This window comes from Rathayibacter rubneri (assembly GCF_023743255.1).
Lineage (GTDB): Bacteria > Actinomycetota > Actinomycetes > Actinomycetales > Microbacteriaceae > Rathayibacter > Rathayibacter rubneri.
This window is the reverse complement of sequence record NZ_JAMRYM010000002.1, coordinates 111,545-134,321: the sequence shown is the minus strand read 5'-3', so window position 1 is coordinate 134,321 and position 22,777 is coordinate 111,545. Positions and strand designations below refer to the sequence as shown.

Genomic DNA, 22,777 nt, shown 5'->3' with positions numbered 1-22,777 from the left:
GCCGCTCGACGGAGGCGGGTCGATGAAGGGGATCGTGCTGGCGGGTGGGTCGGGGTCGCGGTTGTGGCCGATCACGAAGGGCATCTCGAAGCAGTTGATGCCGATCTACGACAAGCCGATGATCTACTACCCGTTGTCGACGTTGATGATGGCGGGGATCGATGAGGTCCTGGTGATCACGACGCCGGAGTACAACGATCAGTTCCGTGCTCTGCTGGGCGACGGGTCATCGTTGGGGATGTCGATCTCGTACGCGGTGCAGGAGTCGCCGGACGGGTTGGCGCAGGCGTTCCTGATCGGTGAGGACTTCATCGGCGGCGATTCGGTCGCTCTGGTTCTGGGGGACAACATCTTCCATGGGACCGCTCTGGGGACGGCGTTGGCGGCGAACACGGACATCGAGGGTGCGGTGATCTTCGCGTATCAGGTCGCGGATCCGCGTGCGTACGGGGTGGTGGAGTTCGATGACGAGTTCCGTGCTCTGTCGATCGAGGAGAAGCCCCAGTCGCCGAAGAGCAACTACGCGGTCCCGGGTCTGTACTTCTACGACAACGACGTGGTCGCGATCGCGAAGACGATCGAGCCGTCGGCGCGGGGTGAGTTGGAGATCTCGACGATCAACGAGCGGTATCTCGAGTCGGGTCGGTTGAACGTGCAGGTCCTGGACCGCGGGACGGCGTGGTTGGACACGGGGACGTTCGACTCGATGATCGAGGCGACGGAGTTCGTGCGGGTGATCGAGCAGCGTCAGGGGTTCAAGATCGGCTGCATCGAGGAGATCGCCTGGCGCAACTCCTGGATCGACGACGAGCAGCTCGCGGACCTCGCCGCACCCCTCGTCAAGAGCGGCTACGGCGCCTACCTCACACGATTGCTTCAACTCGAGTCCGCGTCCCCGGGACAGTGACACCGAGGAGCGGTCCGCACCTGCGCTAGCGTCGATCCCGAGCGAATCCGCCTCCCCCTCCCCCTCCTTTCTTTCTCCACTACGTGCAGGAGTACTCGTGCGAATCCTCGTCACCGGCGGCGCCGGCTTCATCGGCAGCAATTTCGTCCACCTCACCCTGAGTGAGCGTCCGGACGTCCAGATCACGGTGCTCGACAAGCTCACCTACGCCGGCAATCACGACTCCCTCGCTCCGGTCGCCGACCGCATCACCCTCGTCGAGGGCGACATCATCGACGCGGAGCTCGTCGACCGCCTCGTCGCCGACTCGGACCTGGTCGTGCACTTCGCCGCCGAGTCGCACAACGACAACTCGCTCAACGACCCGAGCCCGTTCCTCGAGACGAACATCATCGGCACGTACACGCTGCTGCAGGCCGTACGGAAGCACGACGTCCGCTACCACCACATCTCGACCGACGAGGTCTACGGCGACCTCGAGCTCGACGACCCGGCGAAGTTCACCGAGCAGACGCCCTACAACCCCTCGAGCCCCTACTCCTCGACAAAGGCCGGCAGCGACCTGCTCGTGCGCGCCTGGGTCCGCTCGTTCGGGGTGAAGGCCACGATCTCGAACTGCTCGAACAACTACGGGCCCTACCAGCACGTCGAGAAGTTCATTCCCCGCCAGATCACGAACGTCATCGACGGCATCCGCCCCAAGCTCTACGGCGCCGGCGAGAACGTGCGCGACTGGATCCACGTCGACGACCACAACAGCGGCGTCTGGGCGATCATCGAGCGCGGCGAGATCGGCGAGACCTACCTGATCGGCGCCGACGGCGAGAAGAACAACCTCGAGGTGGTCAAGCTCATCCTCGACGAGTTCGGCCTCGCCGAGAACGCTTTCGACCACGTCACCGACCGCCCCGGCCACGATCTGCGCTACGCGATCGACTCGACGCGCCTGCGCACCGAGCTGGGGTGGGAGCCGCGATACACGGACTTCGAGTCGGGTCTCGCCGCGACCGTGAAGTGGTACCGGGAGAACGAAGCGTGGTGGCGTCCGCAGAAGGCGGCGACCGAGGCGAAGTACGCGGCGCAGACCTCCTGACGGAGCCGTGACGCAGGGAGCCCGTTCGCCGGGTGATCCGCCGTCACCGCTTTCTGAAGCGCCGGATCGTCTGCCAACCCTGTAAGACCTCGCTCCTCGCGAGAATCGCGTAGACCCCGCAGACTGTCACGACGAAGCCGACCGCCGACACCGCGATGCCCGCCGGCGGCTGCAACGCCAGGACCGCGAGCCACCCGAGGACGAGAGCGAGCATCGCGACCAGCCATCCCCTCACGTAGGGGAGCACCCGGAGCTGGATCGCGCGGGCCACGAAGTAGAGCCTTATGGGCCAAAACAGGTACTGCCGGAGCACGACAGCGGGAGCTACACCGAGGACACCCCAGGGGGCGCCGAGGACCACGAACCCCAGGCCCACAGCGGTCTGCGCCAAGCTCAGCAGGAACGCCGTCTTCGACCTGCCGACCGCTATGAGGACCGGCCTGTCGAAGACGAGAAGCGCATTGATGGCCCCCAGGAAGACGAGGATCTGCAACACCGGCACGGCGGCCAGCCACTGCTCCCCGAAGACAAACGGAACGATCTGGTCCGCGAAAGCTCCGAGTACGGCGAAGACCGGAATCGTGGCGAGGCTCGTGATGCCGGTCAGCCGGTTGAGGAGTTCGCGCAGTCGAGGGATATCGTCCTGGAGCTTCGAGAAAGCACTCAGACCGACGTTGGAGAACACGGCCGTGAACAGTTCGACGCACAGAGAGATAATCCTCATGGCGAAGAAGTACTGCCCTAGCGCCTCAACGCCGAGGAACAATCCGACGACGAGTCGGTCACCTTGTGAGTTCGCGTATCCGACCAGCTGGATCCCGAAGACGTCGAAACTGGTGCGGGTCAGGTCACGGAGACTGCGCCGACTGAACCTGAAGGACATGTGGCGCCAGGCTGACACCCAGACGAGCACGCCGCCGATGACGGCGAACCCCAGCGACTGCACGACGAGCGCCCACACACCCCATCCAGCCAGCGCCGCGATCACCGCTGCAAGACCGGAGAGCAGTGTCGCCGTGGTCCGGCGGATAGCCAGCGCTTTGAACTGCATCCGCCTCTCCAAGAGAGCAGCCGGCACGGAGGACAGTCCCTGCACGAACAACGCGAGCGACAGGACCCGGAGGACGTCGCTCACCTGGCCCGCGTCGAAGACAACCGCGACGAGGTCAGCGAACGCGAAGCTGAGGCCCCCGAGCACCAGACCGATTCCCGCGCTCATCGTGAATGCAGTGCCTATGTCGGCGGCCGACAGATCCTTCTTCTGAATCAGTGCGTTGCCGAAGCCCGCGTCCACGAAGATCGTGACCAGGGCGACGTAAGCGGTGGCGAGCGCTACGGCGCCGAAATCGGACGGCGCCAGGACGCGACCGAGGATGACGAAGACAGCGAGGGTGAAAACCCGCGACACCCACTTGTCGACGAACGACCAGAGAAATGATGAGGACAGGCGCTTCGAGAAGTCGCCGTCGTCTGCAGCCGACACTTGTAGCTGCACTATCCCTTGAATGCGGGGTACAGCTGCATCACACGCCGGGTCATCGTCTGAAGATCGCCGAGGAAGTCCTCACTACGCCGCTCCGGCTGAGGAGTCGGCCTCCGTGCGAAGACTTTCTGCGCCTTGCCGACGAACGTGTCGAGAGCGGAGCGCTGATACAGGTGCCGCATAGGACCAGCGAAGTGCCGGATCGAGTCGTTCAGATCCGTGTCGTACGTGTTGTTCCACTCGAGTGGCATGCGAGCGATCGACTGCTGCGTGCGATCGATGTGGATGACGTTTCCGTTCTCGTACTTGAGGCCCTGCCGGTCCTGCTCGTCGACTGGACGAGTAATCGATTCCATCACCTTGTTGAAAAACTGCACCGAGCTCTCGCTGGAACGCGCAAACATCACCCCTGAATTGATTCGCCCTGTCCTGCCCTCTGCCATGTACACGTCGGCATCCGACGCGGGCAGGACCGAACGGAAATCACCGGCCCGTGTCCGAACCACGCAGTCGGCGTCGATATAGCCCACCCACTCGTAACCGTTCTCGAGGCCTGCGAGCATGAGGGGGATCTTCAGCCATGCTGCGAGCGCCGGATCCTTTGCGTACGGTCGGACGACCTTGGCATATCGTGCCCCGATCCTTGCCGCGTAGGCTTCGTGCGACTTGATTGCTGCTCGGTAGGACGTCGCGTAGCCGTTCAGAGCCACCGTGTAGAGCAGTGCGCGCCCGTGGTTCATTTCGTTCTCCAAGTCGTATCAGCGGCAGGTTTGCGAAGACCGCCCGCACGGACAGCTTTATCCGGTCTCAGTGCCGGCGCCCGGAGCGGCCCCTGCTGCGGCGCCGTGTCATGGTTGCCCTTCTCGTCGACGATCATCGCCAGGACGAACCCCAGGATCATGAGAAATCCGGGGTTCGATTCGACGCCGTTGAACGTGCCGATCATGATGCTGAATGCCAGCATGCTCCCGAAACCGGCGATGTCGACTCGACGCAGAGCTCCGAGCAGAGCCGTGAGCAGGACGGCAGCGAAGAGCACCACTCCGATCACGCCTGAACTCACGAAGAGCTGAAGGTAGCCGTTCTCCATCAGCAGGCCCTCAGGATTGAAGGGCGCGATCGCGGTAGCGGAGGTGCCGATTCCGCTTCCGAGATAAGAATGCGCCTCCGCCGCTGACGAGGCGATCACGGGAAGGATGTCGCGCGCTGCACTGGAGGTGAGCGCTTCCTCGGACAGCAGGCGCTCCTGGAGCTGCGGGACCTGGAAGGCGGCGAACGCGCCTGCCACCAGGAGGAGGGAGACTCCGAGCTTCCCGAAGAAGCGCAGCTTCGATCTCGTGAAGGTGGCGAGCACCGTCTGGGACACGAGCGCGATCGCCAAGCTGGCGATTCCGGCGCGCGAGAAGGTAGCCACAGTCGCGGCGGAACAGAGGGCCGCCACCACGAACGGAGCGATGCCGCCACGTCTGATGCCGATTCCGTAGGCGAACGCTGCTGAGACCGCGTAGAACAAGGCCGCGTATAAGGGATGGCCGAATGAGGCATTCACCCGGTACACCGACCAGGACCGCACTAAAGGTTCCGCGAGGACGGCTCGGAGGTAGTCGTAGACCACGTTCGAGGAGAGGATGAACTCGACGAGCCCATACACGGCAACGAGGGCGGCGAGAACCAGCCACCCGCGTCGGAGCGTCACCATCGAAGGCCGATCGACGGCGCCGATGATCAGAGGAACGGTCACCAAGGCGAAAGGCACGAGCCACCCTGCACTCGTTGTAATCGCAGAACTCCAGATGACGGTGAATGCGCCCCAGGCGCAGAACGCGACGATGAGGGCCAAGAGAGCGCGCCGCGTCGCGTTCCGCACTTCCGCTCCCCGTGCGAGCCGGAGCAGCCAGACGATCAGGACCCAGGAGGCCGGCGGGACCGCCTGCAGTGCGGAGCTGTCGGAGAAGACGAATCGCGGCAGCACGATGAACAACGCGAGAGCTACGACTGGACCGTACCGCTTCGGGACTGCCGTCGACAGAAGGACTGCGACCAGTCCTACGACGACAGCCAGATTGCTACCCACGAGGCGTCTCGGCGGAGCGCGAGCCCTGTCTCAGGCATCGGAATGACCTGGCCGTCCCCGTCATCTCACGACGGCCTTCTTCTCGTCGATCAGGTCGAGGAGGAGTTGCTCGTAACGCGAGCAGACCACCTCCCAGGTGTACTCCTTACGAGAACGAGCGAATGCGTCGCTCGCCATCCGGTCCTGCAGGCGCGGATCGGCCATGACAGTTGCCACTCCGTCGACTATGGCATCCGGCGTGGCTTCGACGAAGTAGCCGGCACCTTCGAGGACCTCGCGGTTGTAGACCGTGTCTCGCGCGACGATCGGAACGCGGCAGGCCATCGCCTGGACGAGCGCGGGATTGGTACCGCCCACGCTGTGACCGTGGAAGTACACCCCCGCGTGCTGCCAGAGCGCGAAGAGCAGGCGGTCGTCGCTCACGTGCCCGAGCCACCGAACGTTGGGCGACTGCTTGCTCAATGAGTCCACCGCCTCGTCCAGCGGACCTCCGTAGCCCGAAGACCCGACGATCACGACGGGCCACTTCTCAGCGAGCTCACGTGCAGCCTCGATGAACTCGGGCACCGTGTTCTCCGGCACGAATCGTGCCACCAGCAGGATGTAGCCGCGATGCTCGAGACCCAGCGGAACGGCCATGGGCTCCGGCTCGTCGCCGCCGTAGGGGATGAATATCCCGTCGCGCTTGAACTCGCTGCGCCACCGAGCACCGATCGCGTCGGCGTCGAAGACGAGACGGTCTGCGTACCGTGCTGTACTCTTCGCACCCCTGAAGAACAGGAACCTGGCCAGCCGACCCCACTTGGCCCGGTCCCATTCGATGCCGTCCACGTTCAGGGCGGTGGGGATGCCGCGCAGCTTGAGCATGGGCAGGAAGAAGCCGTTCGCGACATTCATGAGCAGGACGACGTCCGGCTTCTTCGTCGCTGCATGCGCCGTCGAGGTGAGCCCGTAGCTGAGAGTGCTTATCGAACGACTCTCGACACCTGCCGTGACGATCGTCTTCACTCTCGGATCACGAGTGGCGTCGTCGTCACGCGTAGACCCTTTTCGCCCGTAGACCACGACGTCCCATCCGGCTTCCGCCAGATACGGTGCAAGCCTTCGCACAGCAGTCTCGAAACCGCCGTAATACGACGGATAACCTCGAGTTCCGATGATGGCGACGGACTTCTGCATACTACGGTTCACAATCCTCTCGAGCGGCGATACTGCAGGCAACATGGGTCCAGTTGCAGTAGGTTCGATCGCACCGGTCAGATTGCTCCGGCTCCGTGGGGCGAGCATACCAACCCGGGGTGAGCGTCACGTTCCTCGTTGGGAGGAACGAGTCGCGGTCCGCGTGGATGCCACCCGTACGAGTGACAAGGAGAACGATGCGCGTATTGCTGTCCGTTCGCCCGTCGACCGAGACGTCGAATCCGTACGTGGATCTCCTCGAGCGCGCCATCCCGGAAGGCACCGACGTCCTGCGGTTCAGCTACCGCAGGGCGCTGTGGGGGCGCTACGACGTGCTCCATGCTCAGTGGCCCGAGTACATCTTCAGGGGATCCACGTTCCTCAAGGCCCTGATCAAGGCGGGCCTGGGTATCACCCTGCTCGCGCGACTGAAAGTCACCCGCACGCCTGTCGTCCTGACGGTGCACAACATCGCCACTCACGAGCGCGCCGGGCGACTGGAGCGCGTGCAGGTCGCGCTGCTCGAGCGCCTGACCGTGTCCTCGATCTACCTGAACGAAGCGCACGACAACGATGTCAGTAGCGGCGTAGTGATCCTTCATGGGCGATATCCCAATGAGGGCGTCTTCGCGGAGCGCAAGTTCCAGGGCCCGGTCAGCTTCTTCGGTCAGGTGCGCCCCTATAAGGGAATCGAAGCCCTCATCGGTGCTGCGACGACGCTGCCCGAAGAGGCTGTCATGGTCGCCGGCATGCCCGTCGATGACGATTACGCGGCGAAGATCGCGAGACTCGCCGAGGAGGCTCCCAACGTCGACGTGGATCTGCGCCACCTCAGCGAAGACGAATTGGAGCGGCGTCTGCGCGATTCGAAGCTCGTAGTGCTCCCGTACCACTACATGTACAACTCCGGCGCAGCCATCATGGCGCTGGGATTGTCCACACCTGTCCTCATCCCGAGGAGCAGCTCCACCGAGACGCTCGCCGACGAGGTGGGGGGCGAGTGGGTGACGCTCTTCGAGCCGCCGCTCGATCGAGAGGACGTGGTGAAGGCTCTTTCGGTGCTGGACACGGTCGTCATTGGCTCGTCGCCCGATCTCAGCCGCCGCGACTGGCGGGGGATCGGTCAGCTTCACCACCGCTTGTACCAGATTGCGGCTGCGCATCGCACAGGATCGATCGCCAGAAGAAGACGACAGGTGCGGGACGCGATTGAGGCGGATGCCGCCTTTACGGCGCATTCCCCAAGGAACGTCGCGCTCTAACGTCGGAGAGCTCGCTCGAGCACTCGCAGCTCGTGCCCGAGCGCCTCGATAGCGTGTCGATCACCGAATCCGTCGATCACCTTCACCGCTTCGCTCGCCATACGGGATGCTGCCGCAGCGTCGTCCACTGTCTCTGCGATGACCCGGGCGAGATCGTCCGGCTGACCGGATGCGAAGGTTCGGCCGTTGACACCGTCCGTGACGACCTCGACCGGTCCACCTTCGTCGGGCACGACCACCAGGACGCCGTGCGCCATGGCTTGCACCACCACCTGGCCGAACGGCTCAGGGAAGCGGGTGCTGAGCACGAGCACGTCGGCTGTCGCGAGGATCGCGTTCACGTCGCTCTGGTGACCCTTGAAATCGATGGCGACCGGCGAGGCATCCGCCATCTCGTGGATCTTCTCGACGAACACCGGGTCCGAGAAGAACGTACCCCCGTAGATGTCCAACGTGAAGCTCCTGCCCGGGCTCATCTGCGGGAGCAGGCCGACCGCCTCGATGAGGAGATCGGTCCCCTTCCACCAGTCAGGGCGACTGAGCGACACGATCCTGACTTCCCGACTCGCCAGCGCCGGCGCCGTCCGGGGCTCGACACTCTCGACGTCGACTCCGCAGATCGGGTACGCGATTGCGGACGGACGCGAGCGGAGGCTCGGCGGAATGCAACTCTCGGTAAAAGCGCTGTTCGCAAGGAAGGCATCGAACTGCCTGAAGAAGAAGCCTAATGCGAGCACTCGTTTCAGCCCTCGCAACGTCTGCATCGAGACCCGGGAGTAGTACACGCGCGGTATTCGAGTCAATCGCGCGGCGAAGGCCATCGTCACAGTCGCATAGAGGCTGTTGGCCACGATCAGATCGGGCTTGATCCTGCGGATCTCAGCGGCGAGACGACGCGCGAGAAGCGGACCCCGGACGAAGGAGAACGGCTTCTCCCCGAGGATCGCGAAGGACTCGACCGTCGCGGCCATCTCGGAAGCCAGGGGTCCGCCGGAGAGGAGGACGAGTGCGTTGTCCGTCGAGTGCCCTCCGCGCAGGTATCGGAGCAGACCGAGCTGTCCGCCTCCCGGCTCCGCTGAATGATCCACGAACAGGATGCGCGGCCGTCCGGTCGGGTCCGAGCTCATCGCCGTGCCTCCGATTCCGTGATCATGCGTGCGCGCAACGCCTGTACGGTGTCCCGCCAGTTGTACTTCTCGAGCCAGTGGACGCTGTCTCGATGCGGCCTCGCGCGAGCGAGGACCTCGACAACTCCCCTGGCGATGTCTTCGGGGCTCGTCGGGTCGACGAACGTCGCCCACTCGCCGACGGTCTCCCGGAAAACCGGGAGGTCGCTCACCACGAGCGGGCAGCCGAAGTAAGCGGCTTCGACAGGAGGCATGCCGAAACCCTCTCCGAGAGACGCGAAGATGGCTGCTGCGGCGTTTTCGTACAGCCAACGCAGCTCAGCGTCCGTCACGTGCCCGGCGAAGATCAGGGTTCCCTCCTCCACGGCCGCTTTAGCAGCAGCGGAAAGGACCTCCCCCTTTCCATCGCCGGAGCCGACGACGACCAGCGGTCGCTGCTTCGAGATGGTCCCGCTCCCGAGCAGGCCCGCGATCGTCCTGCCCAGATTCTTCCGCACATTCAGACGACCAACCGCCAGCAGGAACGAGTGCTGTGCCAGTGCGAGCCTGCGTCCGACGCCGTCGTCCGGCGCCACCCCGATCAGCTCTTCGCTCAGACCGATGCCTACCGGTGTGATGGCGGGCGCTCTCGTCACCCGCGCGATCCGATCACCCTCAGTCACGCTCGACGTGAAGACGATGTCTGCGCGCTTGATCAATCGCGGCATGAAGGAGAAGTAAACGCGCTCGAAACGCGTGAACCATTCGGGATGGTCGACGAAGAGCACATCGTGCAAGAAGATCGCGCTCACTCCTGCTCGAAAACGCGGCGCGAAATTGTGCGACAGCACACCGGTCGCACCCTCCGCCCTCGCTACCCGTCCAACGGACAGCGTGGCCAGTAATGCATGCGGGTACAGACGGGAGGAGCGGACCCGCACCCCGTCTGGAGCCGACTCGATCGCAGCGCTCGAGGTGCGTCGTCGAACCACCAGGATCAGCTCGTCAGCAGGGAACAGATCGCTCCACGTCGCGACGATCTCACGCAGAACATGGCGCTGCGACGGGGGGCCGTCGACGTACCAGAAAGCGTCGAATACAACTCTCACCGAGCAACTTCCTACTGGGGATGCGCGGTCAGCCGCACAGGGTCAGACGGCTGCGTCGAACGCGAGTCTAGCGCGATCGCTCTTGCGCTCCAGCTGCCCTCGCTCGCGTTCGTGCGAGGGCAGCTGGAGCGCACCGTCGGCGACCGAGGACGGTGCTAGCGTCGACCTCGCTCACCGACCCTCTCATCGAACAATTCGGAGATCCGACGTTGAACGTCTACGGAGTGAACGCCTTCGCCTGGAATCCGCGCCGGAAGCGCTTGCCGTACCTTCGTCCCCGACACAACAACTTCGGTGATCTGCTCGGCCCGCTGGTCGTGCGTCTCATGGTCGAGAAGGCCCTGGGGAGGTCCGATCAACTCCGGGCAACCGCAACGGGCGATCGAACGCTACTGACAGTGGGGTCAGTCATGCACTTCGCGCAGGACGGCGACGTGGTGTGGGGTACGGGCGTTAATGGCAAAGTGCGCCTCGACGAGCACCTCTTCTCCGACCTCTCCGTGCGAGCAGTGCGTGGACCTCGCACCCGTCGGTGGCTCATGGAGCACAAAAGCATCGAGGCTCCCGAGGTCTACGGAGATCCCGCACTGCTTTTGCCCTCGCTGCGGCCGGACCTCGTCGCGGCGGCGCAGCAGAAGTCGCACTCGCTTACGGTCATTCCGAACATGAACGAGATGAGCCGCTACCGGAAGCACCCGGCCTTCTTCAGTCCGCGCCGCGCGGTGGAGCGGGTGCTTCTGCGCATCGCCCGGAGCGAGGCGGTGGTCGGATCCTCTTTGCACGCGGTCATCCTTGCTGAGGCACTCGGAGTCCCCGCCGCGCTCGTGAGGTCCCAGGCTGAGGCGCCCCTCAAGTACGCAGACTACTTCGAGGGAACAGGGCGACCGGACACCGTCGGCTTCGACGACCTGGACAGCGCCATCAACTGGGCGAGCAGTCACGCCTCTCGTCCGACGGATCAGCTGGCGGGCTGGGATTCCACGGCACTTTCCAGCGCCTTTCCCGTCGATCTCTGGACACCCCCCTCCTCGAGGTGAGCGCGTCCAGCGCGGCATAGGGCTCGTTAGGTCGGCAGAATGAGCCCGTCCGTCTCCAGCTCGACGAGGAAGGCATGCACGTCGTCCGCGATGTCGGTCGGTGCGACGCCGAATGCTTCTGATGCGGCGTCGAGCACTTCGCCGAACGACCGCGGCTCCGCGAGAAGATCCCAGAAGAACGCAGAGGTTCCAGCCAGAGCCACGGGGCGCGGTGAGCGAGACGCCAAATCGACCACGACTATCCCGTCCTCCGCCTGGGCCCACGCGACCTGGCTCGATTGAACGAACAACGATCTGTCGCGCAGTCGGGACGCTGTTGCAGTCGAGGCGCCCGACGTGTCTGACTCATCCTGGATCGAGGCGACTCCGACGAAACGCACGACGCCCGGTGTCGCCGATCGCTCGGCGCCCGTGCCTTCCTCGGATGCACCAGCACCGGCACTCGGGGACGCGACGAAGACAGCGCCGTCCGATGCACGCTCGACCGTGGACTCGACGACTCGTCGGAGACGGCGTGCTCGCAGCAGCGCTCTTGCCGCCTGCGGGAACGCCAGGACGCCCTTCACGATCCTTCTCGCACGCAGACCCACCAGAGACCGACCAGCAGCAGACGGATGATCGATGAGCAGATCCGAACGGGACGGGACGAGCGCCTGCCAGAGGATCAGCGGCCGATCCCTGTGCGGCGCGTCGAGGATGTGATTGAGCCACTCGGCTGTCCGGCTGAGAGCAGCTGCGCGCAGGACCCACAGTGGCTCGAGATGAGCCGTCTCCGCCCGCGGAAGCGGCGCGTCGATGTCCCGGAGGAACGGTGCGAGCGACCCTGACGCACCGAGATCACTCGAGCGGTCGGTCACCGCCGAGAGGAACGCGATCCTGTCGCCGCGGCCCCACACGTGGGCCAGGAGCTCCGAGTACTCGGTTTTGCTTCTGGACAGATAGGGCGCCCGAAGCGAATGCAATGCCGAGATGAGGATGCTGTCGATCTCCGACGCGCCCGGGAGGAGACGACCAGCGATCGGCACCCCCACCGAGTGAGAGGAGAGGGCGGCGAAGACGTCCGACTCAGGCCGAACGAAACCCGGGTACTCGACGTGCACATCGATGTCGCACGGCCACTCCGCATGGATCAGCGTCTCCGAGTGCGTCACGAACGTCGCGTGCGCACGTGACTCGGGCCTCCTCCCCCAGCCCAGCCCGACCAGTTCGGCGATGAGCCGGCCGGCGTCCTGCGGATGGACGAGCACGTCGACATCGCTGGGGACGGTCGGGCGACGAAGGCCGTGGTGATTCGCGACCGGCCCCTTGATGAAAACCACGGCGACCGCCGCTCGCTCCGCTGCTGACGCGACGAGGGCATGAGCGAGTTCCACGCCCTGAGCGAATCCCAGCTGCACGGTGCTCATCGAGCGGCGCAGCGGTGGTGCGCGGCCAACCGAGACGAGGGACTGCAATACCCGCCGTGTGAGTTCGAAGCCATCGAGCCGAGTCTAGCGATCGACGCGGGAATGGCGCCGGGGAGGGGGGAAGGATGACGCATGTGGCCGGGAGAGAACTCCCTCATCAGATTCGCGCGGACCGTGAGCGAGCCGTGACGAGGATGAGCGGCACCCGGTTCGGCGCGCCGGCCCCGGCCGTTGGGTCAGGTCTGTGCCCCGTCCACGTGCCAGCTGCAGCGATTCCGTCTCAGTGCGTCATCTCTCGCGCTCCACGTTCCTAGCGTTCTATCACGAAACCTTCCCGAAAAGTCGCTCATCGAGGTTGCAATGACGGTCAAGCTCCCCTTCCGGTTCGCCGCTGTAGTCGCGGCGCTCTCCCTCGTCGTCACTTTCCTCGTGGCGTCGCCCGCTCTCGCCGAAGGTTCGGTCGGAGCCGGAACCTACGAGGAGAACGCGACGGCCATCAGCAGGACCGGCACCTGGTCCAAGCTTGCGAACGCGGCTGATTCCGGTGGTGCGAGTGCATATGCGCAATCGGCGTCTGCGTTCGAGATCAGCTTCACCGGCACGGCGGTCTCTTGGGTGGGCCGCAAATCCGCGAGCTCCGGTATCGCTCGCGTCACGTTGGATGGACAGAACGTCGGCGACGTGGACCGCTACGCCGCCTCGAATCTCTTCCAGGTCAAGCTGTTCGAACGAGCTGATCTCACTCCAGGAGAGCACGTGCTTCGGGTCGAATGGACCGGGCAGAAGAACGCGGCTGCGACAGGAACGAGTATTCATCTCGACTCCGTGATCGTGCAGAGCACGCAGACCGCGCCAGATCCTTCCAGCGCTGTCGCACCCGGGTCCTACGAGGAGACCCACGCAGCGTTCTCTTTCACCGGGAAGTGGGCTCCAACGAGCAGTGGACTCGATTCGGGGGGAGCGAGCACCAGCCTCTCCTCCGTCGGGTCGGCGCAGTTCTCCTTCACGGGGACCTCGCTGCAGGTGTTCGGTCGCAAGTCGCCGTCGGGAGGCATCGCACGAGTCGTCGTCGACGGTGCCGTCGTGGGCCAGTTCGACCGCTACTCGAGGACGAGCGAGTACCAGCAGCTCCTGTTCCAGTCGGGACAGCTGCCGTCCACCGCGCATAGTGTCTCGATCGAGTGGACGGGGCAGAAGAACACGGCATCCGGAGGAACGTCCATCCACCTGGATCGGATCAAGGTGCTGGCAGGGCCTGAGGCTATCGCCGGCCCGGGCGTCCACGAGGAGTTGTCCGCGCTGGTCTCCTTCACCGGACCCTGGACGACGTCCACGTCGACGGCGGACAGTGGCGGTGCAAGCAGCTACTCGAGCTCGACCTCCTCGGTGAGTCTTCGGTTCAACGGCAATGCCGTGAAGTGGATCGGGCGCACCTCGGCGAGCTCCGGGATCGCGAGCGTCAAGCTTGATGATCGTCCCGCCGTGGACATCGACCGCTACAGCGCCACCAGCAATTACCAGCAGACGCTTTTCAGTGCGACCGGCCTCGAGGCCGGGGCCCACACGCTCACGGTGAGCTGGACGGGGCGGAAGAACGCCTCGGCGTCGTCCACTGCCGTCCATTTCGATGCTTTCCAGGTGTCCGAGGAGACGCAGACGCCTGTCGTCAGCGCTGGCGTCTACGGCGAGGACTCCCCTGCCATCATCTACGAGGGAGCCTGGTCCAAGAGCCTCAGCTCGGGAGACCAGGGCGGGAAGAGCGCTTACGCGAGCGGAGCAGCTCGAGCATCCTTGACCTTCGAGGGCACGGGCATCGCCTGGATCGCGCGTCGGACGGCGAACTCGGGAATCGCGAGCGTCACCCTCGACGGCGTGGCGCAGCCGGATGTCGATCGGTACTCCGCCGCCACGACCTACCAGGAGAGTGTCTTCGTCGCCCAGGGGCTGGCTCCGGGCCGCCATACCATCACCATCGCCTACACCGGCCGCAAGAGCGCGCAGGCGACAGGCCTTGCGATCCATCTCGACGCCTTCGTCGTCAGCAATCTGAGCACGACGATCGTGCAGGGGGCACAAGCGACCGCCCCGGACCCGGCGTCGACCGCTGGATCAGGAGTGGAGACGGTCTCCGCCTCGCTTGCCTGGAATGCCGTCTCCGGATTCTCCGGGGAAAGTTTGAAGTACACGGTGCGTCGCACCTCCGATGGTACGTCGACGGATATCGCCACGACGTCGGCGACCACCTTCCAGGATGTCGGGCTGGACGAGTCAACTCGTTACTCGTATTCGGTCGTTGCGAAGAGCGCCTGGGGCTTCACGTCGCAGCCGAGCTCAGAGGTGATTCGAACGACGGGTTCCCTCGACCCTCAGACGGGCGAGGAGCACTGCGCCACGCCGACCGTCGTCGTTGCGAACGGAACGCAGTTGCGCACCGCACTGGCGGCCGCAGGACCGGGAAGCGTCATCAAACTGGCCGACGGTGTCTTCCGCGGTACCGGCCGCTCCGCGACCGAGTTCAACGGCTTCTCCCTCACCGGCATCAAGGGGACGAGTTCGCAGCCCGTCGTCATCTGCGGCAGCGACAACGCGGTGGTCAAGCTGAGCGACAACTCGACGGGGTACAGCGGCGCCGCAACCGCCTTCGCCGTTACGGGATCCTCCTGGGTCCGGTTCGAGAACGTGAGAATCGCGAACGTGTTCTCGGGCTTCGAGATCGCCGGCAGCAGCAACATCGTCATCTCCGGAGCGACGGTCACCAACACCGGGCAGGCGGGCGTGTACCTGCACAAGAACTCCTCGGACAACACCGTCATCGGGACGACGATCAGCGGAACGGGTCGGAAGGACGCACGATTCGGCGAGGGCATCTATGTCGGAAGCTCCCTGGACAACGACACCTGCCAGCCGAACTGCCCGACTGACCGCAGCGACCGCAACGTGCTGGCCTTCAACACCATCACCGGTGCGCCCTCGGAGCCGATCGAGGCGAAGGAGCAGACGACTGGAGGGCTGATCTATCGGAACCAGCTCGGTGCGACAGAAGAAACGAGCAGCATCACCTTGGCGACGTTGCAGATCAAGGGATCGCATTATCTCGTCTACGGCAACGAGGTGAGCACATCCCTCAATCAGGGGATCCGCGTCCTCTCAGCTAGCTACACCGACGGCATGACTTGGGGCACGAAGAACGTTTTCGCGCGCAACACGATCACTTTCACCGGAGCACCCTCGTCCGACGCGGTCGCTATCTACGGATTCAACTCCTCCGAGACAGTAATCAAGTGCAGCAACATCGTCGCTCCCACTTCGGTCAAGCTGGCCCCGGCGCCCTGCACCCGCTGATACGGGGCGACAGTCGCGCCCGCTGTAGCGCGCCGCCCGCACGTCGCCGACCCCGCGTCAGCGCACCGCCACCGTCGACCGGTCCCGCCCCGTCAGGTCCCGCTGCGTCGTAGCACCGCGCCAGCCGTCGGCTGTGAGCAGCTCCCGGATCTCCGCCCCCTGCAGCTCCCCGTGCTCGATCACGAGCACTCCCCCAGCCCGCAGCAGCCGACGCGCAGTGACGGACAGCGAGCGCACCACATCGAGCCCGTCCTCTCCCCCGTACAGCGCCGCCGGCGGATCGTAGAGCCGCACCTCGGGGTCCCGCGGGATCGCCGCGGCCGGGATGTACGGCGGGTTCGAGACGACGACCGACACGGTCCCGTCCAGATCGGGCAGCGCCTCCGCCAGATCCGCGAACACGATCCGCGCGTTCTCGAGACCCAGCCGGTCGCGGTTCCCCCGCGCCCAGATGAAGGCCTCCACCGAGTTCTCGACGCCGATGACGCGGGCGTGAGGGACCTCGTGGGCCAGTGCGAGCGCGAGGGCGCCGCTGCCGGTGCCCAGGTCGACGGCGAGGGGTGACGAGTCGGCGACCGACCGCAGGGCGTCGATCGCGAGCTGTGCGACACCCTCCGTCTCCGGGCGCGGCACGAAGACGCCGGGGCCGACCGCGAGCTCGATGCTGCGGAACGGGGCGACTCCGGTGATGTGCTGGAGCGGCTCGCGGGCGGCGCGGCGCTCGACGAAGCGGTCGAACGCGTCGACCGTCGTCTCGTCGAGGGAGAGGCCGGTGATCAGGCGCGCCTGGAGCTCGCCCCGGCCGAGGCCCAGGAGGTGACCCAGCAGGAGCTCGGCGTCGATGTCGGCGTTCGGGACGTGCGCGCGGGTCAGACGCGAGACCGCGTCGGCGAGCAGGGCGCGGGCGTCCACGGAGGTGGTCACCGCGGTCACGAGTCCTCGGAGCCGATCTCGGCCAGTCGGGCCTCCTCGTCGGCCTGGATGGCGCTCTCGACCACGGGGTCGAGCGCGCCGTTCATGACGCCGTCGAGGTTGTACGCCTTGTAGCCGGTGCGGTGGTCGGCGATGCGGTTCTCGGGGAAGTTGTAGGTGCGGATGCGCTCGGAGCGGTCCATCGTTCGGATCTGCGTCTTGCGGGCGTCGGAGGCGGCCGCGGCGATCTCCTCCTGCTGGCGGGCGAGGATGCGGGCGCGCAGGACGCGCATGCCGGCCTCGCGGTTCTGCAGCTGGCTCTTCTCGTTCTGCATCGAGACGACGATGCCGGTCGGGAGGTGCGTGATGCGCACCGCGGAGTCGGTCGTGTTGACCGACTGGCCGCCGGGGCCTGACGAACGGTAGACATCGATCTTGAGGTCGTTCTGGTTGATCGCGACCTCCTCGGGGGCGTCGACCTCGGGGAACACGAGCACCCCGGTCGTCGACGTGTGGATGCGGCCCTGCGACTCCGTCACGGGGACGCGCTGCACGCGGTGCACGCCGCCCTCGTACTTCAGGTGCGCCCAGACGCCCTGCGAGGGGTCGGTGGCGTTGCTCTTGATCGCGACCTGCACGTTCTTGTAGCCGCCGAGGTCGGACTCGTCGCGGTCGAGGATCTCGGTCTTCCAGCCCTTCGCCTCGGCGTAGTGCAGGTACATGCGGAGGAGATCCGCGGCGAACAGCGCGCTCTCGGCTCCGCCCTCGCCGCCCTTGATCTCCATGATCACGTCGCGGCCGTCGTCGGGATCGCGCGGGATCAGGAGTCGGCGCAGCTTCTCCTGGGCGACGCGGTAGGCCTCCTCGAGCTCGGGGATCTCCTCGGCGAACGCCTCGTCCTCACGGGCGAGCTCGCGGGCGGCCTCGAGGTCCTCCCCCGCCTGGATCCACGCAGCGTGGGCCGCCTTGATCTGGCTGAGTTCGGCGTAGCGGCGGTTGACCTTCTTCGCTCGGGCCGCGTCGGCGTGCAGTGCCGGGTCGGAGAGCTGCGTCTGCAGATCCTCGTGCTCGGCGAGGAGGACGCTGACGGATTCGAACATGAGGGGCCTGGCTTCCGGAGTGTGGTGGAGAAGTGGGGGTCTCGATACGTCCGCTTCGCGGTCTACTCGACCAGCAGGGATGGGGGTGCGGGCGGATGTTGAGGACGGTGGGTCTCGATACGCCGCCTTCGGCGGCTACTCGACCAGCGAGGGAGGTTCCCTGCGGCCGAGGTCGAGAGTCCCCGGGGACGCGAAAACGTCCGCGGCCGCCCCGGGAGGGGGCGACCGCGGACGTCGGGGCGCTAGTGGTGGCCGTTGCCGTGACCGGCGGTGGTCGGGCCGACGGCGGACTTCGAGACCTGCATGAGGAACTCGACGTTCGAGGACGTCTCCTTCAGGCGGGACAGGATGATCTCGAGCGCCTGCTGCTGGTCGAGGCCGGCGAGGGCACGACGCAGCTTCCAGGTGATCTTGACCTCGTCCTGGCTGAGGAGCATCTCCTCGCGGCGGGTGCCCGACGCGTTGACGTCGACCGCCGGGAAGATCCGCTTGTCGGCGAGGTGGCGCGAGAGGCGGAGCTCCATGTTGCCGGTGCCCTTGAACTCCTCGAAGATCACCTCGTCCATCTTCGACCCGGTCTCGATGAGCGCCGTGGCGAGAATGGTGAGCGAGCCGCCGTTCTCGATGTTGCGGGCCGCACCGAAGAACTTCTTGGGCGGGTACAGCGCCGAGGCGTCGACACCACCCGAGAGCACGCGGCCCGAGGGGGGCGCGGTGACGTTGTAGGCGCGACCGAGGCGGGTGATCGAGTCGAGCAGCACGACGACGTCGTGGCCCAGCTCGACGAGGCGCTTCGCACGCTCGATGGCGAGCTCGGCGACGGTCGTGTGGTCCTCGGCCGGTCGGTCGAAGGTGGAGGCGACGACCTCGCCGCGCACGGTGCGCTGCATGTCGGTGACCTCCTCCGGACGCTCGTCCACGAGGACGACCATGAGGTGGACCTCGGGGTTGTTCTGCACGATCGCGTTGGCGATCTGCTGCAGGACGATCGTCTTGCCGGCCTTGGGCGGCGCGACGATCAGGCCTCGCTGGCCCTTGCCGATCGGAGCGACGAGGTCGATGATCCGCTGGGTCAGCTTGCCCGGCTCGGTCTCGAGGCGCAGGCGCTCGGTCGGGTACAGCGGCGTGAGCTTCTGGAACTCGACGCGCGCGGCGGCCTCCTCGACGGTCTGGCCGTTGATCGAGTCGACGCGGACGATCGCGTTGTACTTCTGGCGTCCGCCGCCCTCGCCCTCGCGGGGCTGGCGGATGGCGCCGACGACCGCGTCGCCCTTGCGCAGGTTGTACTTCTTGACCTGGCCGAGCGAGACGTAGACGTCGCTGACACCGGGCAGGTAGCCCGTGGTGCGCACGAAGGCGTAGTTGTCGAGGACGTCGAGGATGCCGGCGACGGGGATGAGGACGTCGTCCTCGCCGATCTCGGGCTCGAAGTCGTCGCCGACGGTGGTGCCGCGGCGCTTGCGGTCGCGGTAGCGGCTGCGGCGGCCGTCCTCGCCCTCGGCCTGCTGGCCGTTCTGCGAGTTCTGGGCCGGGCCGTTCGACTGCGCGGGAGCGGCCTGGTTGCCCTGGCCCGCGTTCTGCGGCTGGTTGCCGTTCTGACCGCCCTGACCGTTCTGGCCCTGCTGGTCGGCGCCCTGGCGGTCGTCGCCGCGGTTGCGGTTGCGGTTGCGGCGGTTGCGGCCGCGGCCGGTGCCCTGCTGCTCGCCGTTCTGCTGGTCGCCCTGGTTCTGGTCGGAGTCGCCCTGCGCGTCGGTCGAGTCGTCGGAGGACGACTCGGCGGCGTCGGACTGCTCCGGCTGCTCGTTCTGCTCGGCGCTGCCGCCGCGGCTGCGGCGACGGCCGCGACGCTCGCGCTGACCGCCCTCGCGGTTCGAGTCGTCGGACTCGGGCCCGTTCGGGAGCTCGATCTCGATGACCGGCTTCGCGGCCTGCTCGGTCGCGGTGGCCGGCTCGATCACGGGGAGATCCAGGATGAGCGACTCGACGCCGGTGCCGCCGGGGATGTTCAGGTGCTCGCCCGCGGCGACCGTGCCGCTGGACGCGCGACGCGAGCTGCGGCGGCGCGGAGTGCGCTCGGCGGGCTCGGCGACCGGCTCGGCGGCGGCGGGCAGCTCGATCTCGACCGGAGCCGACTCGACGACGGGCGCCGGTGCCTCGTCCGCGGTGGGAGCGGCCTGCTCGAGCACGTCGGCCGTGTCGGCCTCCGTGCTCTCGACGGGCGGCTCGAGCTCGGCCGGGGCCTCGACGACCGGAGCGGCCTGCTCGGCCAGGTCGGCGGGCTCGGCCTCGACGCTGGTGGCGTCGACGACGGGCTCATCGGCCGCCGCGGCGGCGCGGAGGTCGGTGATCGCCTGCACGAGCTCGCCCTTGCGGAGCTTGGACGCTCCGCCGAGGCCGAGGCTCGTGGCGAGCGCCTGGAGCTCCGCCACGCGGAGTGCCGACAGGTCGGCGTTGAGTTCCACGGTCGAGCCGTGGGTGTTGACATCTGTCACTGGAGAGGGTTCCTTCCCCCCGGGAACGACTGCTCACCGGGAGAGCTCATCGACCGTGCGGTTCCATCGCGTGTTCTGATCCACGCGATGCTCTCGGTCGAACGCGCAGACCCCACTCGGTAGTCGCAGAGGGGGCACGATCGACCGGACGCTCAACTGCAAGAGAAGCAGGAGGACGCCCTTCACACGATGTGATGGCCGTGATTATCGGGACGATCCCGCGGACAGATTCCGCTCGTTACGCGGTTCCTCGGGATGCAATGCCCACTGTAGCACCCTTGAAGTCGACGGCCAGCATGTGGGCGCGCCACGGCGAGTGCGCCTCCTTCTCGACCAGTTCGGCCGCCTCGAGGCGCTGCGCGGGGTCGCTGCAGAGCACGAGGACGCTGGGCCCGGCTCCCGAGACGACGGCCGCGTAGCCGTGCGAGCGGAGCAGCGCGATGAGCTCGGAGGTCTGCGGCATCGCGGCCGCGCGGTAGTTCTGGTGCAGCTTGTCCTCGGTGGCCGCGAACAGCAGCTCGGGGCTCTGGATCAGGGCGGCGATCAGGAGCGACGAGCGCGACACGTTGAAGACCGCGTCCTCGTGCGGCACGCTCTGCGGCTGCAGGCTGCGGGCGAGCCGGGTCGACATCTGGTGCTCGGGCACGAAGACGACCGGCGAGACTCCGCGGTGCACCATGAGGCGCTTGGAGCGCGGACGCAGCGGCGCGTCGTCGGCGCCGGAGGGCTCCACCCACGCGATGGTCAGACCGCCGAAGAGGGCGGGCGCGACGTTGTCGGGGTGCCCCTCCATCTCGGTGGCGATCCGGAGGAGGTCGTCGGCGTCGAGCTCGACGACGCCGTCGAGCAGGCCCTTCGCGGCCATGATGCCCGAGACGATGGCAGCGCCCGAGGAGCCCATCCCGCGACCGTGCGGGATGATGTTCCGCGCCGTCACATCGATGCCGGGCATCTCCTGCTGCTGGTCCTTGAACGTGTAGGCGATCGCCTGCACCACGAGGTTCGTCTCGTCGGTCGGCACCTCTCCCTCGCCGACGCCGTGCACGGTCACCCGCGCGCCGGTGGCGGAGACCGCCGTCACGTCGAGCTCGTCGTACGACGAGAGCGCCAGCCCGAGCGTGTCGAAGCCCGGCCCCAGGTTCGCGGAGGTCGCCGGGACCTTGACGTGGACGGTGCGGCCGACGGGAACCGCCGAGGTCATGCGCCGGCCAGCCCCAGCACGTCCGCGATCGCGGCGGTGTCCACCGGCACGACGGTCGGAGTGATGTCGGAGCCGTCGGCCGTGCGGAGGGCCCACTGCGGGTCCTTGAGTCCGTGGCCCGTGACGGTGAGGACGACGGTCGCGTCCTTGGGGATCGCTCCGGCCTCGGCGCGCTCGAGGAGGCCCGCCACGCTGATGGCGGAGGCCGGCTCGACGAAGATCCCGACCTCGCCCGCGAGCAGGCGGTAGGCCTCGAGGATCTTCTCGTCGCTGATGGCTCCGAAGTAGCCGTCGCTGACGGTGCGCGCGTTCAGCGCGAGCTCCCACGAGGCCGGGTTGCCGATGCGGATCGCGCTGGCAATGGTCTCGGGGTGGCGCACGGGTGCCCCGTGCACGATCGGCGCGGAGCCCTCGGCCTGGAAGCCGAACATGCGGGGCAGCTTCGTCGCCTCGCCGCGCTCGAGCTCCTCGGAGTAGCCGCGGAAGTACGCGGTGTAGTTGCCGGCGTTGCCGACGGGCACGATGTGGAAGTCGGGGGCGTCGCCCAGCACCTCGACGACCTCGTACGCGGCGGTCTTCTGGCCGGCGATGCGGTCGGGGTTCACCGAGTTGACCAGGTGCACGGGGTAGTTCTTCGCGAGGTCGCGCGCGATGTCGAGGCAGTCGTCGAAGTTGCCCTGCACCTGGAGCAGCTGAGCGTTGTGCGCGATCGCCTGGCTGAGCTTGCCGAGCGCGATCTTGCCCTCGGGGACGAGCACGGCGGCGGTGATGCCGGCGTGGGTCGCGTACGCGGCTGCGGAGGCGGAGGTGTTGCCGGTCGAGGCGCAGATCACGGCCTTCGCGCCGTGCTCGACGGCCTTCGAGATCGCCATGGTCATGCCGCGGTCCTTGAAGGAGCCGGTGGGGTTCATGCCCTCGTACTTGACCCAGACCTTCGCGCCGGTGCGCGCCGAGAGAGCCGCTGCCGGGATGAGGGGCGTGCCGCCCTCGCCGAGCGTGATGACGGGGGTCGCCTCGGTCACATCGAGGCGGTCCGCGTACTCGTGCAGGACTCCGCGCCACTGCTTCGCCATC

The 22,777-nt window shown here is 66.5% G+C and carries 17 protein-coding genes; 5 read left to right on the top strand and 12 right to left on the bottom strand.

What is annotated here, in order from left to right; all coding sequences use genetic code 11:
* Positions 1–22 precede the first annotated feature (22 nt).
* Both rfbA and rfbB read left to right on the top strand, forming a co-directional pair.
* Positions 23–907 (top strand): glucose-1-phosphate thymidylyltransferase RfbA, encoded by an 885-nt coding sequence (gene rfbA / locus NB037_RS01515; protein ID WP_251943065.1) that lies wholly within the window; start codon positions 23–25, stop codon positions 905–907.
* 97 nt (positions 908–1,004) lie between these two features.
* Complete coding sequence (gene rfbB, locus NB037_RS01510; protein ID WP_251942969.1) at positions 1,005–2,000, top strand: dTDP-glucose 4,6-dehydratase; 996 nt, start codon at positions 1,005–1,007, stop codon at positions 1,998–2,000.
* Positions 2,001–2,043: 43 nt separating this feature from the next.
* Here the strand turns inward: rfbB and NB037_RS01505 are convergent, their stop codons facing one another.
* The 4 genes from NB037_RS01505 to NB037_RS01490 form a co-directional block, all read right to left on the bottom strand.
* Positions 2,044–3,483, bottom strand: coding sequence for a lipopolysaccharide biosynthesis protein (locus NB037_RS01505; protein ID WP_251942967.1), 1,440 nt, complete (start codon positions 3,481–3,483; stop codon positions 2,044–2,046).
* An 11-nt stretch (positions 3,484–3,494) separates the two neighbouring features.
* On the bottom strand, positions 3,495–4,223 hold the full coding sequence (locus tag NB037_RS01500; protein WP_251942965.1) for a putative nucleotide-diphospho-sugar transferase: 729 nt from the start codon (positions 4,221–4,223) through the stop codon (positions 3,495–3,497).
* Positions 4,220–5,464, bottom strand: coding sequence for an O-antigen ligase family protein (locus NB037_RS01495; protein ID WP_251942964.1), 1,245 nt, complete (start codon positions 5,462–5,464; stop codon positions 4,220–4,222). Before NB037_RS01495 ends, NB037_RS01500 begins: the two co-directional genes overlap by 4 nt.
* Positions 5,465–5,617: 153 nt before the next feature.
* On the bottom strand, positions 5,618–6,736 hold the full coding sequence (locus tag NB037_RS01490; protein WP_251942962.1) for a glycosyltransferase: 1,119 nt from the start codon (positions 6,734–6,736) through the stop codon (positions 5,618–5,620).
* A 197-nt stretch (positions 6,737–6,933) separates the two neighbouring features.
* Between NB037_RS01490 and NB037_RS01485 the strand changes: the two genes are divergently transcribed.
* Positions 6,934–7,998 (top strand): glycosyltransferase family protein, encoded by a 1,065-nt coding sequence (locus NB037_RS01485; RefSeq protein WP_251942960.1) that lies wholly within the window; start codon positions 6,934–6,936, stop codon positions 7,996–7,998.
* On the opposite strand, the gene NB037_RS01480 is transcribed toward NB037_RS01485, so the two are convergent.
* Entirely contained in the window at positions 7,995–9,125 is a 1,131-nt protein-coding gene (locus NB037_RS01480; protein WP_251942958.1) for a glycosyltransferase family 4 protein, read from the bottom strand. The genes NB037_RS01485 and NB037_RS01480 overlap by 4 nt on opposite strands.
* Complete coding sequence (locus NB037_RS01475; RefSeq protein WP_251942956.1) at positions 9,122–10,213, bottom strand: glycosyltransferase family 4 protein; 1,092 nt, start codon at positions 10,211–10,213, stop codon at positions 9,122–9,124. The genes NB037_RS01480 and NB037_RS01475 overlap by 4 nt, the downstream gene beginning before the upstream one ends.
* Before the next feature lie 224 nt (positions 10,214–10,437).
* Between NB037_RS01475 and NB037_RS01470 the strand changes: the two genes are divergently transcribed.
* On the top strand, positions 10,438–11,250 hold the full coding sequence (locus NB037_RS01470) for a polysaccharide pyruvyl transferase family protein (protein WP_251942955.1): 813 nt from the start codon (positions 10,438–10,440) through the stop codon (positions 11,248–11,250).
* A gap of 26 nt (positions 11,251–11,276) precedes the next feature.
* Here the strand turns inward: NB037_RS01470 and NB037_RS01465 are convergent, their stop codons facing one another.
* The gene (locus NB037_RS01465; protein WP_251942953.1) at positions 11,277–12,656 is read right to left on the bottom strand and encodes a PqqD family peptide modification chaperone; all 1,380 of its coding nucleotides are present in this window, start codon (positions 12,654–12,656) and stop codon (positions 11,277–11,279) included.
* A gap of 360 nt (positions 12,657–13,016) precedes the next feature.
* Here NB037_RS01465 and NB037_RS01460 point away from each other — a divergent pair, with 360 nt between their 5' ends.
* Entirely contained in the window at positions 13,017–15,998 is a 2,982-nt protein-coding gene (locus NB037_RS01460) for a right-handed parallel beta-helix repeat-containing protein (protein WP_251942951.1), read from the top strand.
* A gap of 57 nt (positions 15,999–16,055) precedes the next feature.
* Here NB037_RS01460 and prmC read toward each other — a convergent pair whose 3' ends face one another.
* The 5 genes from prmC to thrC form a co-directional block, all read right to left on the bottom strand.
* Positions 16,056–16,931 (bottom strand): peptide chain release factor N(5)-glutamine methyltransferase, encoded by an 876-nt coding sequence (prmC, locus tag NB037_RS01455; RefSeq protein ID WP_372490670.1) that lies wholly within the window; start codon positions 16,929–16,931, stop codon positions 16,056–16,058.
* A complete protein-coding gene (gene prfA, locus NB037_RS01450; RefSeq protein WP_251942949.1) occupies positions 16,928–18,010 on the bottom strand; it encodes a peptide chain release factor 1 in 1,083 nt (360 codons plus the stop codon). Before prfA ends, prmC begins: the two co-directional genes overlap by 4 nt.
* A gap of 242 nt (positions 18,011–18,252) precedes the next feature.
* Positions 18,253–20,502 (bottom strand): transcription termination factor Rho, encoded by a 2,250-nt coding sequence (gene rho / locus NB037_RS01445; protein ID WP_251942947.1) that lies wholly within the window; start codon positions 20,500–20,502, stop codon positions 18,253–18,255.
* Between the two features lie 238 nt (positions 20,503–20,740).
* Entirely contained in the window at positions 20,741–21,703 is a 963-nt protein-coding gene (gene thrB / locus NB037_RS01440) for a homoserine kinase (RefSeq protein WP_207402991.1), read from the bottom strand.
* Positions 21,700–22,776, bottom strand: coding sequence for a threonine synthase (gene thrC, locus NB037_RS01435; protein ID WP_251942945.1), 1,077 nt, complete (start codon positions 22,774–22,776; stop codon positions 21,700–21,702). Before thrC ends, thrB begins: the two co-directional genes overlap by 4 nt.
* Position 22,777 lies beyond the last annotated feature (1 nt).